The organism is Burkholderia sp. AU6039, from assembly GCF_002223365.1.
In the GTDB taxonomy this organism is placed as follows: domain Bacteria; phylum Pseudomonadota; class Gammaproteobacteria; order Burkholderiales; family Burkholderiaceae; genus Burkholderia.
The window spans coordinates 823,219-836,308 of record NZ_NKFK01000007.1; the positions used below are offsets into that span (position 1 = coordinate 823,219).

At 67.3% G+C, this 13,090-nt stretch carries 11 protein-coding genes; 10 read left to right on the forward strand and 1 reads right to left on the reverse strand.

The genetic code is table 11. The features are described from left to right. The first annotated feature begins 39 nt into the window (after positions 1-39). From CFB39_RS35685 to CFB39_RS35730, 10 genes are all read left to right on the forward strand, one after another. Complete coding sequence (locus CFB39_RS35685; protein ID WP_089476499.1) at positions 40-2,025, forward strand: gamma-glutamyltransferase family protein; 1,986 nt, start codon at positions 40-42, stop codon at positions 2,023-2,025. Between the two features lie 77 nt (positions 2,026-2,102). After that, on the forward strand, positions 2,103-2,666 hold the full coding sequence (locus tag CFB39_RS41060) for a hypothetical protein (protein WP_241026101.1): 564 nt from the start codon (positions 2,103-2,105) through the stop codon (positions 2,664-2,666). An 85-nt stretch (positions 2,667-2,751) separates the two neighbouring features. Then, positions 2,752-3,294 (forward strand): hypothetical protein, encoded by a 543-nt coding sequence (locus tag CFB39_RS35695; RefSeq protein WP_089476552.1) that lies wholly within the window; start codon positions 2,752-2,754, stop codon positions 3,292-3,294. Positions 3,295-3,657: 363 nt separating this feature from the next. Then, on the forward strand, positions 3,658-4,428 hold the full coding sequence (locus CFB39_RS35700) for a hypothetical protein (protein ID WP_089430063.1): 771 nt from the start codon (positions 3,658-3,660) through the stop codon (positions 4,426-4,428). 154 nt (positions 4,429-4,582) lie between these two features. Next, positions 4,583-5,161: a hypothetical protein gene (locus tag CFB39_RS35705; protein WP_144030368.1), complete on the forward strand. Its 579-nt coding sequence runs from the start codon at positions 4,583-4,585 to the stop codon at positions 5,159-5,161. A gap of 78 nt (positions 5,162-5,239) precedes the next feature. Beyond that, a complete protein-coding gene (locus tag CFB39_RS35710; RefSeq protein WP_089476501.1) occupies positions 5,240-5,782 on the forward strand; it encodes a CbrC family protein in 543 nt (180 codons plus the stop codon). Between the two features lie 64 nt (positions 5,783-5,846). Beyond that, entirely contained in the window at positions 5,847-7,097 is a 1,251-nt protein-coding gene (locus CFB39_RS35715; protein WP_089476502.1) for a DNA repair exonuclease, read from the forward strand. A gap of 3 nt (positions 7,098-7,100) precedes the next feature. Further along, complete coding sequence (locus CFB39_RS35720) at positions 7,101-10,571, forward strand: YhaN family protein (RefSeq protein WP_089476503.1); 3,471 nt, start codon at positions 7,101-7,103, stop codon at positions 10,569-10,571. A 121-nt stretch (positions 10,572-10,692) separates the two neighbouring features. After that, positions 10,693-11,217 carry an HD domain-containing protein gene (locus tag CFB39_RS35725; RefSeq protein WP_043185438.1) on the forward strand — a complete coding sequence of 175 codons (525 nt, stop codon included), beginning with the start codon at positions 10,693-10,695 and terminating at the stop codon, positions 11,215-11,217. Between the two features lie 9 nt (positions 11,218-11,226). Beyond that, positions 11,227-11,913, forward strand: a complete 687-nt coding sequence (locus CFB39_RS35730; protein WP_089476504.1) for a DUF429 domain-containing protein — start codon at positions 11,227-11,229, stop codon at positions 11,911-11,913. Between the two features lie 172 nt (positions 11,914-12,085). On the opposite strand, the gene CFB39_RS35735 is transcribed toward CFB39_RS35730, so the two are convergent. After that, on the reverse strand, positions 12,086-12,523 hold the full coding sequence (locus CFB39_RS35735) for an ATPase (RefSeq protein ID WP_256991534.1): 438 nt from the start codon (positions 12,521-12,523) through the stop codon (positions 12,086-12,088). Between the last annotated feature and the right edge of the window lie 567 nt (positions 12,524-13,090).

The window sequence follows — 13,090 nt, forward strand, 5'->3', positions numbered from 1 at the left end:
GATGTCCATCGCAACGACCTACGAGAACATCGGCAGACAATGAACAGAACAGCGATTTTTCCGTATGCGTCCGCGTTGCTCGCGGCCGCCCTGTTGACGGCATGCGGCGGCGACGTCGAGAACGACGCAGGCCGCACGCCGGCACCTTCCACCGATGCGAGCTGCCTCGCGGTCGACAACAGCGGCGCGACGGTCGTGGTGGGCTCGAACCAGCCGGGCGACCCGTCGCTGCCGGAAGCGTCGTCGGGCTATCGCACCGGGATGAAGCCGGTCTATGCGAAGACCTATCTGGTGGCCACGTCGAACGCGTACGCGAGCGCGGCCGGCTGCGCGGTGCTGAAGAAGGGCGGCACGGCCGCCGACGCGGCGGTCGCCGTGCAGGCCGTGCTCGGCCTGACCGTGCCCGAGGCAACGGGCCTCGGCTCGGGCGGCGTGCTGCTCTACTACGATGCGCGCGGCAAGACGCTGCAGGCGTACGACGGCCGGGAAACCGCGCCGGCGGCCGCGACGGAGAACTACCTGCGCTACGTCGATGACGCGACCGACCACTCCGCGCCGCTGCCGAACGCACGTGCGAGCGGCCGCTCGATCGGCACGATCGGCGTGCCGAGGCTGATCGAGGCGCTGCAGCAGGATCACGGCCGGCTGCCGTGGCAGAACCTGTTCGGCGATGCGATCACGCTCGCGACCAACGGCTTCCCGATCGGTGGCCGGCTCGCCGACGCGATCGCGGCCAACGCCGCGAACCTGAAGCGCGACCCCGAGGCCGCCGCGTATTTCCTGAACGCGGATGGGTCGCCGAAGACGCTCGGCACCGTGCTGAAGAATCCGGCCTATGCACGCACGCTGACGCTGATGGCGCAGTCGGGTGCGAACGCGCTGTACACGGGGCAGATCGCGCAGGACATCGTTGCGAAGATCGCGACGACGAAGGGCGCGGACGGGTCGACGCTCACGCCGGGCAAGACGACCGTCGCCGACCTGGCCGCGTACCAGGCGAAGCGCCGCGATCCGGTGTGCACGACGTATCGCAGCTACTGGGTATGCGGGATGCCGCCGCCATCGTCGGGCGGCATCGCGGTCGCGTCGGCGCTCGGCATTCTCGAGAATTACGACCTGAAGTCGTTGAAGCCGACGGCGATCGATCTCGAAGGCGGCAAGCCGACCGTCGCGGGCGTGCACCTCATCACCGAGGCGGAGCGGCTTGCGTATGCCGACCGCGACAAGTACGTGGCCGATACGGATTTCGTGCCGCTGCCGGGCGGCACTTGGAACACGCTGCTGAACAAGCCGTATCTGAAATCGCGCGCGGCGTTGATCGACCCGACCAAGAGCATGGGCACCGCCCAGCCCGGCAATCTGGGCGCGGTGCCGCTCGGTGTCGACACGACGCTGATCGAGCACGGCACGAACCAGTTCACGATCGTCGACGGCGACGGCAACGTGCTGAGCGCGACGACGACGGTCGAGTCGAGCATGGGCTCGTTCCACATGACCAACGGCTTCCTGCTGAACAATCAGCTGACCGATTTTTCGGCGAACCCGGTCGATAGCGCGGGCAATCCGGTGGCCAACCGCCTGCAGCCGGGCAAGCGGCCGCGCAGCTCGATGGCGCCGACGATCGTGTTCGGGCAGGCCGCGGACGGTTCGCGCGGCGATTTCGTGATGGCGACCGGTTCGCCGGGCGGCGGCACGATTCCGCAATATGTGGTCAAGACGCTCGTCGGCGCGCTCGACTGGGGGCTCGACGCGCAGCAGTCGGCGGGGCTCGTCGACTTCGGCGCGAGCAACAGCCCGACGACCACGATCGGCGGCGAGCATCCGAACGTCAACACGACGAACAACGGGGCGAACGATCCGCTGATCACGGGGCTGCTCGCGCTCGGGCACAAGGTGTCGACGTCCGCGCAGGCGAGCGGCGTCAATACCGTGATGCGCGTGACGGTCGGCCAGTCGCCCGCGTTGCAGGGCGGCACCGATCCGCGGCGTGAAGGCGTCGTGCTCGGCGATACGTTCCGGCCGTAGCCGGGCAGGACGCGCGGCCCCGAACTGCCTGCATGCATCAACGGGCGGTCGGGGCCGCGCATCGTGAAGGTGTCGCAATGACGAGCGTGCATCTGCTTGAAATGGACGCCATCCTGTCGGTGCCGGGCTTTTTCGATTTCCTCGGCGACCTGGATTGCAATCGCGCGCTGGACAGTCGCGATGCCAAGCCGTTCGACGCGCAGTGGATGGCGTCGTTCGATGAAGTCGATGGCGATCCAGGCACAGCGGTCGACCGGCCGGCCGTGAGCGCGCTGACGGAAATGGCGTTCAAGCTCGCGTTCGGCGCAGCGGGGAACGCCGGTGCGGCGGCATGCGTATCCGACGATATCGAACTCATCGCGAGGAGCCGGTTGTCGGGCCGCACCGACGGCTGGGCGATACACGTTCTTTGGAATGCTTATCGAAGCGGCCGGTTTCCCTGCCAGGCGTTTTTGCCGGCCTGTTTTCCCGATCGGCCGCGACATGCTCCGCGCGGCAGGCCTCCAGGTTCACCCGATCCACCGCTCAATTCCGCCGCAAGCCCCCGATTGTCAAACTATGTGAGGCAATCGTCAGCATTTGCAACGGAAGTAACAGTCCCCGCAAATCAGTCGTTTTGCGCGTCCGCGCCGCTACATTAGCTCCACCTGCCGCACGTCGCGGCAAGGCATGCGACAAGCCGCACGAAGGCGGCCCGCAGCAACAACGTCTTTGGGGAGAATGACCATGAACACGATTCGTACGATTCTGGTGGGTGCTGCACTGACGGCGATGGCGACTTCGGCTGCTTTCGCACAGACGGCCCAGACCGGTGCCCAGGGTTCCGCAGGTGTCGGCGCGCAGGTTCAGACGCCGCTGCTCGGTGGCGGCGTGGGCGTGCAGGCTGGCGCCGGCGCGAATGCGGCAGGCTCGGGTTCGGGCGCGGGCAACGCCGTTGGCGGCGCGCTGAACGGCGTCGGCAAGACGGTCGGCGGCGTGGGCTCGGCAGCCGGCGACGCGGTTGGCGGTGCGACGCATGCGGTCGGCTCGGCAGCGGGCACCGCGAAGGATGCCGCCGCATCGGCCGTCCACTCGACGAAATCGCACGTGAAGCACGTCGCGGGCACGGCAAAGAGCCACGCGCAAGGCGCGGTGTCGACGGCAGGCGACGTCGCAGGCGGCGCGAAGGCGAAGGCCGGCGAGGCGCTTGAAGGCGCGACGAACTCGGTGCAGGGTGGCGCATCGGTCGGCGTGAAGGGTTCGGCGTCGGCGCAAGGCGGCGCGCTGTAAGCGTCACGCTTCCCGATAGAGCCCGGCCCGCTTCGATGCGGGCCGGGTTTTTTTATGGGCGCGCGCGGCGCGCCGTTCATCCCGTCCTCGATACCGGGATGCGTCGGCGTTCGCCACCCCTCCGGCGACGCGACGGGCCTGCCCGCCTGCCGGCACGGACCGGCAACGGGCGGCGTGTGCACCCCCTGCCCATCGCCCGCCGGCCATGCTTAAATAGCGAGGCTCCCGGTTGCCGGGCCGCCGCGATCGCGGCGCCGTCCGATACGGGCCAGCATGTCCGATCGACATCGTGACGACAGACGACACCAAAACGCCGTTCCGGCCAGTCCGGCGCGGCCCGATAACATTCCGAGGCCTCACGTCATGACCATCCTGTTCCGCCTTCTCGCGCTCGCCTGCGCGCTCTGGCTGGCCGCCTGCGCAGGGTCGCCCCCGCCGTCCGGCAGTACCAGCGCATCCGCCGCCGCACCGGACGCCAGCGAACGCCGCGGGCTCGGCACTGCATGGGGCGAGTCGGTGCGATCCGAAACCCGCCAGGTCGATTTCGAACGCGCGGATCCGGCGAAGCCGACGGATCTTGCGTCGGTCTACTACAACGATGCGTTGCCCGGACATCCTCCCGCGTCCCAGGTTCGCCGGTTGCCGACCCGCGTCGCGCTTGCCAACGGCGACATCGCGCTGTCGTTCACGGACGAAAAGGGCGCGCCGCTGCGTCTGGCACGCAGCGACGGCCGCTGGCACATGGCGGGCGTCGAAGGTTCGCGCTACATGATCGTGCTGCGCAACCAGGGGCGCCGTACGTTCGAGATCGTGTCGAGCGTCGACGGGCTCGACGTGCTGTCGGGGCGGCCCGGCAGCTATACGAACGGCGGTTACGTGCTGTATCCGGGCCGCACGCTGACGATCGAGGGTTTCCGCAAGAGCCGCGACGAAGTCGCCGCGTTCCGCTTCGCGGCGGTGCCCGACAGCTATGTCGCGAATTCGAAGTATGGCGATGCCGCGAACGTCGGCGTGATCGGCGTCGCGGTGTTCGCGCAGAAGGAGAACGACGAGGAAGCGCTGCGCCGCAACGCGAATCCGTTCCCCGGCAATGACAACGGCTATGCACCGCCGCCGGTGCCGCGTGGCGAGTGACGGCACCTCGTGGATCAGCCGCGTGCGTCGTGACGAACGACGCGCGCGGGGCGCTCCTGGATCGGGGCTGCCCGAACGGCATGCCGGCGCATGCGATGAACTTCACGACCCTCCTGCGCGATTGATGCGGACACGGATCATCCCGACGAAATCGATGGCGTTGAAGCTCGCGGCGCTGGCGCTGCTGGCCTCGAATGCCGCCGTTGCCTTCGCCGAAACGCCGGCGCCCGAATCGGTGCGGCTCGCCAATGGTCACGAGATCGAATGGGCGCGCCCGGGGTTGTTCGAGGTCGACGCAGCCCGCCACCGGAAATCGGCACTGATCGTGCCGGCCGCGCTTCACCATGCATTGCGCGATGCATCGAGTGTTGCGTTTCCGTCGGACCGTCCGAAGCGGATCGACGGCAAAGACTATCTGCTGGTCGTCATCAACCGCTCGTCGAGCAGCCGCCCGACAGGCTATTGCGGCGCGGGCGAAGAAGGGGCGCTGTACGTGCTGGAGCTGCACGGCGCCCATGCCGTGCCGCGTTTCTCGCTGCCGGTTCAAAGCTGCCTCGACTCCGTTTCGCTCGACACCGACGGTGGCGCGCAATCGCCCTACCTGGCGATCGCGTGGCGCGACGACCCGGTCGGCATCGACATCCGGTGGGAATTTCTTGCTCGCGGCGGTGCAACGCATCGCGTCTATCGTTTCGTGAACGGCACGTTTGTCGAGACCGGGATTCCGCAGTAACGTGGCCGGGCTGCGGCACAATGGCCGTTCGAATTCGCATCGCGTGCGCCCCCACCATCCGGATCGACGGAGAGCCTCATGTCGTTACCCGCTTTCAGGTACCATCCCGACCCGCTGGCAACGGGCAGCGTGATTCGCTCGGACGCGCGCTGCGTGTGTTGCGGCGATGCACGTGGTTACGTGTATGCAGGCTCCGTGTACGCGGTCGACGAGTACGAGCAAAGCATCTGCCCGTGGTGCATCGCCGACGGTTCGGCACACGGGCGGCTCGATGCGGTCTTTACCGACACGTACGGCATCGGCGGCGGCGAATGGGATGACGTGCCTGACGCGGTCGTCGACGAAATCGCCTGCCGCACGCCGGGCTTCCAGGGCTGGCAGCAGGAACGGTGGTGGACGCATTGCGGCGATGGCGCGCAGTTCATTGGCCGGGCAGGTGCAGGCGAACTGACGGCGCTCGGCCCGCAGGCCGTTGCGTCGATTCGGGATTCAACCGGACTCGACGAGGACGCCGAATGGGAGCGCTTCTTCGCGGTACTCGACAAGGACGGCTCGCCGACCGCGTATATGTTTCGCTGCATCCATTGCGGCGAACTCGGCGGCTACCAGGATTGCGATTGATGGCCCGGCTGGCGGCATCGTACGTCGATCGCTGGCCCCATCGTCATGAAACAAAGGAATCTTCGTGAAGTTCATCCACGCGGCAGACATACACCTCGACAGCCCGTTGCACGGCCTGAGCGCCTATCCCGACGCGCCGGCCGCGCAGTTGCGCAACGCGTCGCGCGAGGCGCTGCGGCAGCTCGTGGATCGTGCGATCGAAGAGGAGGTCGCGTTCCTCGTGATCGCCGGCGACCTGTACGACGGCGACTGGAAGGACCACAACACAGGCATCTTCTTCGGCCAGCAGATGGGGCGCCTGCGCAAGGCCGGCATCCGCGCGTTCGTGCTCGGCGGCAACCACGATGCCGAAAGCGAGATGACGAAGAAGCTGACGCTGCCCGACAACGTCACCGTGTTCGGCCACCGCAAGGCGGAAACCCACAAGCTGCCCGAATTCGACGTCGCGCTGCACGGGCAGAGCTTCAAGGACAAGGCTGTCGTCGACAATCTCGCGATCGGCTATCCGGACCCGGTGCCCGGTTACTACAACATCGGCGTGCTGCACACGGCGCTCGAAGGCAATACGGTGCACGCGAACTATGCGCCGTGCACGCTGGCCGAACTCCACGCGAAAGGCTATGACTACTGGGCACTCGGCCACGTGCACGAATTCCAGCAATGGTCGGGGCCGTCCACGGTGGTGTTTCCCGGCAACCTGCAGGGGCGCCATATCCGCGAGACGGGCCGCCGCGGCGCGGTGCTCGTGACGGTCGAGCAGGGCCGCACGCAGGTCGAGCGCCTGTATCTCGACGTGCTGCGCTGGGAAGCCGTGTCGGTCGACGCGTCCGATTGCCTTACCGTCGCCGACCTCTCGAGAAAGATCGGCCAGTCGCTGGAAGCGCTGCTGACCGTCGACGGCCATGTGCCGCGCGCGGTGCGCGTGACGGTCACGGGGCGCACGCCCGCGCATGGCCTCTTTTTCGGCCGCGCGCCGCAGTTGCGCGCTGAGGTGCTGAACCAGATCGGCATCATCGGCAACGAGCGGCTGTGGCTCGAGAAGGTTCGGCTCGCGACGTCCGCGGCCGATCATCAGCCGGGCGAAAGCGAGCAGCTCGAAGCGCTGGAGGACCTGAAGCAGATCCTGGCCGACGCCGCGCGCGATCCGGATTTCCTCGAACTGCTCGAGCGCGACCTGAAGCCGTTTGTCGGCAAGGTGCGCAGCGACGTGAAGGAAGAGGTGCCGTTGTTGACGATGGCGCGCGCGGGTGAGCTGACCGCACTCGTCGAGCAGGTCGGGCCCGCGTTGCTCGCGCGGCTGGCGAGGGGGGAATAAGCGATGAGGATCAACCAGCTCGATCTGATCAAGTACGGCAAGTTCACCGACGAGACGCTGCGATTCCCGTCGGCCGGCGAGGATTTCCACGTGATCGTGGGGCCGAACGAGGCCGGCAAGTCGACGATCCGCACGGCCGTGTCGGAGCTGCTGTTCGGGATGAAGCTGCAAACGCCGCTCGATTTCCTGCACAGCACGCCCGAACTGCGGATCGGCGGCGTGCTGGAGAGCGGCACGGGCGAACTCGTGTTCCACCGCGCGCGCGGACGCAGTCCGCTGCGCACACCCGCTGACGACAAACTGCCCGACGACTTTCTGGCCGAGGTCCTTGACGGCGCCACGCGCGAATTCTTCGAACAGATGTTCGGGCTCGATCACGGGCGTCTGGTCGACGGCGGCCGGAGCATTCTCGACGCATCCGATAAGCTCGGCCAGGTGCTGTTCGAATCGGCTGCCGGTGTCGGCAGTCTCGGGCCGGTGCGTGAGGAGCTCGATGCGCGTGCGGTCGAGCTCTGGGCGCCGCGCCGCAGCGGCAGCGCGTTTGCACTCGCCGAATCGTCGTTCAACGAAGCCGTGACCGAACTGAAGACGGTTCAGGTGCGCACGCGCGACTGGGTCGAACGCAAGGACGCGCGCGAAGCGGTCGAACAGCAGATCGAGCAGGCACGCGCCGAACAGCGTCGGCTCGAAGCGCTGCGCTCGAAGCTCGAACGCGTGCGACGGCTGGCACCATACCTGAAGGAGCTGACGGTCAAGGACGCCGCGCTGGCGGAACTGGGCCCGGTCGTCGAGTTGCCGCCCACCGCGTATGCGGACCTGCTGAAGGCGCAGGGCGATCTCGCGGCCGAACAGAAGGTGCTCGAGGAACGGCGTGCCGACCTGCTCGCAAAACGGCAGGCGCGCGATGCGATCGACGCCGACGCCGACACGCTGGCGCTCGAAGCCGACATCGAAGCGCTCGACCGGCTGCGCGGCGCGTGCATGAATCACGCGCAGGATCTGCTGCTGCTCGGCGCGGATGTCGAGCGGCACTTGTCCGCCGCATTTGCGGCGGCCGCCCAGCTCGGCTGGCCGACGGACGAAGCGTCGCTGCGTGCGTCGCTGCCGACCGCGTTGTCGCTGAAGACCGTTGCAAACCTGTTGCGCGAACACGGTGCGCTGCACCAGGCGCTTGCCGGCGCGCGCGAATCGCTCGACGAACGCACGCGCGAGCTTGCGCAGGTGCAGGAACAACAGGCGCGCCTGTCGACCGTCGACGTGCCGGAGGCGCTGCGTGCGGCGCTGGCCGATGCGCAGGGCTTTCGCAACAGTGGCCAGCGCGAGCAGGCGCTCGAACAGGAAATCGCCGCCGCCGAACGCACGTTGTCCGGCGCACTCGATGCGCTCGGCCAGTGGCGCATGCCGGTCGATACGCTGCGTGCGCTCGACGTGCCGTCGGCGGCGCGGCTCGGCACGCTGCTGAAGGAAGACAGCGAACGCGCGAGTGCGGTCGCTGCTGCACGCGACGCGCGGGACGGCGCACTCGAAGAGCTCGAGCGGCTCGAACTGCAGGAAAAGCACTTCGCGGAGAACCACAAGGTCGTCACGACCGCCGACGTGCTGGCGGCGCGCGCGCGACGCGACGGCGCGTGGGGCGATATCCGCAGCGGCGCGGTCGATCTCGCAACGGGCGCACCTGCGGTCGACAACGCGATTCGCCTGGCGGACGAACTCGTCGACGCACAGCTCGGCGCGACGCAGGCGGCGGCGACGTTGCAGTCGCTGCGCCAACAGGTCGAATCCTCACGTGCCGGCGTGACGCGCAAGCAGGCGGCATTGGACGAGCGCGAGCGTGAGCTCGCCGCGCATCGCGACGCATGGGCCGCGCTCGCGACGACGGCCGCGGTGCCCGGCATGCCGCTGGCGGCGATGGGCGACTGGCTGGCGAAGCGCGACACGGTGTTCGCCGCGCAGGCCGACCTCGACCGGCTGCGCCGCGAATTCGACACGATTCGCGCCGCGCGGGCGGGTGCAGAAACCACGCTGCGCACGGCACTGCGTACCGTGTCGCGAGGCGGCGAGTCGGATGGTTTGGCGGCGCTCGTCGCGATCGCCGAGACCTTCGTGCAGTCGGCCGAGAAAGCGCTCGCGCAGCAGGACAGCCTCGAGGATCGCGCGCGTGAAGCCGAACGCGGATGCGCGACGGCGCAATCGCGCGTCGGCCATGCACAGGCGGCCTACGATGCGTGGCAGGTGCAATGGCGCGACGCGCTGGCCGCCGCGAAGTTGTCCACGAGCGCGGCGACGCTGGCCGCGGCGGAAGGTGCGCTCGGCCTCGCCAATGCGGTGACGGCCGAACTGGCCGATGCCGATGCGCCGCGCAACCGGATCGCCGCGATCCGCGCCGAGCTGGCCGCGCTCGAGGCGGGCGCAAGGCGGCTTGCCGAAGCGCTCGCGCCGGAATGGCTGACGAGCGGAGACTGGCTGGACGTCGCGCGCCGGCTGACGATGCGCCTCGCGGCCGCCCGGGAAGTCGCGCGCGCGATCGGCCGTGCCGACGACGCTGTTCGGCAGGCCGACGACAAGGTCGCGGACGCGGCGGCCGCGGTGGCTGGTGCCGATGCACGCATCCAGCCGCTGCTGCAACTCGCCGGCGTAGCGTCGATCGACGCGGCGCTGCCGCTGGCCGAACGCTCGGATCGCCAGCGCCAGCTTCGGCAGGCGGTCGATGCGGCGCACGAGGCACTGGTGCGCGATGGTGACGGCCTGTCCCGGTCCGCCGTCGAAGCGGAAGTCGCGGAACAGGACATCGCCGACGTACCGGCGCACCTCGAAGCGGTGAAGCAGTCGCTCGGCGACGTCGGCAAGCGGTTGAACGAGCTTGCCCAGCAGCAGGTCGTGGCCGATCAGGCGTTCGGCGCGATCGACGGCCAGGCGAACGCGGCCGTTGCCGAATCGAAGCGACAGGAAGCGCTGGCGGCGATGGGCGAAGCAGCCGAACAGTATCTGGAGGCGGCCACGGCGAGCCGGTTGCTGAAGTGGGCGACGGATCGCTATCGGGACCAGAAGCAGGGGCCGATGCTCAGGCGTGCGGGCGAGATTTTCGCCGGGCTTACGCTGGGCGAATTCGCGCGGCTGACCGTCGATACCGAACGGACGCCGCCCGCCCTGTATGCACGACGGACGCAGGGGGCATCGGTCGAGGTCGCCGGGTTGAGCGAAGGGACGCGCGACCAGTTGTTCCTCGCACTGCGGATCGCGGCGCTGGAGCTGCAGCTCGGCAGCCGGACCGCACTGCCTTTCGTGGCCGACGACTTGTTCATCAACTTCGACGATGCGCGCGCGAAGGCCGGCCTCGATGCGCTGCGCGATCTGTCGACGCGAACCCAGGTGCTGTTCCTGACGCACCACGACCATCTGCTGCCGCTCGTGAAAGATGTATTCGGCGCGCGGGTCAACGTGGTCGAGCTCCAGCGCGCACCGGCGGGCGCGTGACGCAGGGTGTGCGTGAATGCCGGCGCGCGGGCAGGGTCATCACGAACAGGTAGTATGTGCGGTTCCGAAATGCACGCGGCCGGTTCTGCCGGTCGCGGGCCAGGCCACACGAGGGGGGAATATGAAAAAGCTGGTAGCCGCCATCGCATTCGCGGCAGACAAGCATCGCAATCAGCGGCGCAAGGACGAAGAAGCGTCGCCGTACATCAATCATCCGATCGCACTCGCCGACGTGCTGGCCAACGAGGCCGGCGTCGAGGACGAACGTGTGATCGTCGCGGCCGTGCTGCACGACACGGTCGAGGATACCGAGACGACCGAGCAGGAACTGCTGCGACTGTTCGGCAAGGACGTGGCGGACATCGTGATGGAAGTCACCGACGACAAGTCATTGCCGAAGGAGGAGCGCAAGCGTCTGCAGGTCGAGCATGCGGCGACCATCAGCCGGCGCGCGAAGCTCGTGAAGCTGGCCGACAAGATCTGCAACCTGCGCGACATCGCGCGGCATCCCCCCGCGGACTGGCCGCTCGAGCGCAAGCAGGCGTATTTCGACTGGGCGAAGTCGGTCGTCGACCCGATGCGCGGTGTGCATCCCGGTCTTGAGGCGATCTTCGACACCGCCTACGACGCACGGCCGGCGGACTGAGGCGCCCGCATGCGATCCGCTCGATCCTTCGGATCCGCCACGTGGCAATCGCCGGCCGTCGCGGGTGTCGATGTGGGTGGCGAAAAGAAGCAGTGCGATCTCGTGATCCTGCGCGGACGGACAGTCGTCTACCGCGAGGAACGGATCGCGCCCGAGGCGGTGCCTGCGCTGTGCCTCGCCCATGACGTCGTGGCCGTGGGTGTCGACGCACCGAGCCTGTGGTGGACGGGGAGCGGGCGCCGCGCGGCCGAACAGGCGCTCGCGCGCGAACGGATCTCGTGCTTTCCGACGCCGTCGCGGGAACAGGCGGTTGCAAGCACGTCAGGTTTCTTCGACTGGATGTTCATGGGAGAGCGTGTCTACCGCTCGCTCGCGGATGCCTATCCGCTGCTGACCGGCGCCCACTATGCGGGCGGGCGCGCGAGCTTCGAAACCTATCCTTATGCGATCACCTGCGCGATGCTGGGGAAGGCCGTCGCATCGGCGAAGCAGAAACGCAACCAGCGCCGGCAATTGCTGGAACGACTGGGCGTCGACGTGTCGACGCTGAAGTCCGTCGATGCGCGAGACGCGACCCTTTGCGCGTTAACGGCGCAATGCGTCATCGACGGGAATGCGCACGCGTATGGCGATGCGGAGGGCGGATATATCCGCGTGCCGATCGTGAGCGAGACGATCGTTCTCGACGCACCATAGTCGTGTCGCGCGGCCCGGGCGACGGGGGGAGCGAAAAGGCGAGCTTTTGCGGGAGGGCGGCGGCCCGCGTGACGGCGAAGGCTTCAGGCCGGGACTGCAGGCCGGCAAACATCGGGATGGCTGGCGCATACGACATCATGCCGGTGCGCTACGCGATCCCGAGCGGCGTCGCTCAATCCTCGAGGATTGCTTTCGGCACGCTGGACAGATCGCAGGCGTGTGCCTGATCGAAGTAACCTTCCGCATCGTCGATCATCACGACTGCGACGTCGATCAGCTCGTCGAGCCGTTGCAGCAGCGACTCACGCCACTCGATGTCTTCGTCGCGCTCGGGCGTCTTGTCCAGTTGCTCGATGATCGAATCGGCCGTCTGCAGGAAAGGAATCGCCTGCTGATAGTTTTCGATCGAGACCATCGCTGCGTTGCGTGCACCGACGAGTCGCTCGCGATGCTCGTCCGCCAGTTCGGATTCACCGCTGATCCGCGGCAATACATCCGAGATGCGCTGCAGAAGCGGTGGGGCCTGTTCTTCCAGGATGATGGCGCGCTCGCGCAGCGCTGCATATTCGTCGCGAAGGTCGGCGTCGCCGGATTGAGAGGTGCTGTCCATCGTGGATATGAATGCGTGGTTCGGTCGCGGCATGATACTCGACGGCATCCGCTTCCTTGTCCGTTCCGCGACCTCATATATAGCGGGACGACAGGCATACGTCACATCAATAGAGGGGGGCTCGCGTTGCGATGCGTGGCCTGCCGAGCCCCAAGCCCCCGTGCGCGTGAGCGCACGGGGGCTTTTCAAAATATTTTCACAAAGGGGCTTGCGTAGACGGGGGCGCGTGCTTAGAATCACGCCTCTTTCGCGCTAACGGAAACGCGGCGCGGGAGAAGGGAAGCAGGGTGGGTGGTGCGCAGCAGTCTGGAGCGCACAGCTGGCCTGGAAGTTGAGCCCCGCAGTCGCAACGATGCAGTAAAAAAGTTGTTGACGAACTGCGAAACACGGTTCATAATCTCGCTTCTCTGCTGCTGAAAACGCAGCGCTGCTGAGAAACACGAAGTTCCTCGCAGAATGCTCTTTAAAAATTAACAGCCGATAAGTGTGGGCGCTTGATGAAAGCGAGCTGATCCTCGGATCAGATAGCGAAAGTATCAAGAGTCTCACACTAAAGTAAGTCAGGTT

Coding starts and splice junctions, on each gene's coding strand:
- CFB39_RS35730 (WP_089476504.1), top strand. CDS start 11,227: ATGCGATCCGCTCGATCCTTCGGATCCGCCACGTGGCAATCGCCGGCC.
- CFB39_RS35695 (WP_089476552.1), top strand. CDS start 2,752: ATGAACACGATTCGTACGATTCTGGTGGGTGCTGCACTGACGGCGATG.
- CFB39_RS35720 (WP_089476503.1), top strand. CDS start 7,101: ATGAGGATCAACCAGCTCGATCTGATCAAGTACGGCAAGTTCACCGAC.
- CFB39_RS41060 (WP_241026101.1), top strand. CDS start 2,103: ATGACGAGCGTGCATCTGCTTGAAATGGACGCCATCCTGTCGGTGCCG.
- CFB39_RS35725 (WP_043185438.1), top strand. CDS start 10,693: ATGAAAAAGCTGGTAGCCGCCATCGCATTCGCGGCAGACAAGCATCGC.
- CFB39_RS35735 (WP_256991534.1), bottom strand. CDS start 12,523: ATGGACAGCACCTCTCAATCCGGCGACGCCGACCTTCGCGACGAATAT.
- CFB39_RS35700 (WP_089430063.1), top strand. CDS start 3,658: ATGACCATCCTGTTCCGCCTTCTCGCGCTCGCCTGCGCGCTCTGGCTG.
- CFB39_RS35685 (WP_089476499.1), top strand. CDS start 40: ATGAACAGAACAGCGATTTTTCCGTATGCGTCCGCGTTGCTCGCGGCC.
- CFB39_RS35710 (WP_089476501.1), top strand. CDS start 5,240: ATGTCGTTACCCGCTTTCAGGTACCATCCCGACCCGCTGGCAACGGGC.
- CFB39_RS35705 (WP_144030368.1), top strand. CDS start 4,583: ATGGCGTTGAAGCTCGCGGCGCTGGCGCTGCTGGCCTCGAATGCCGCC.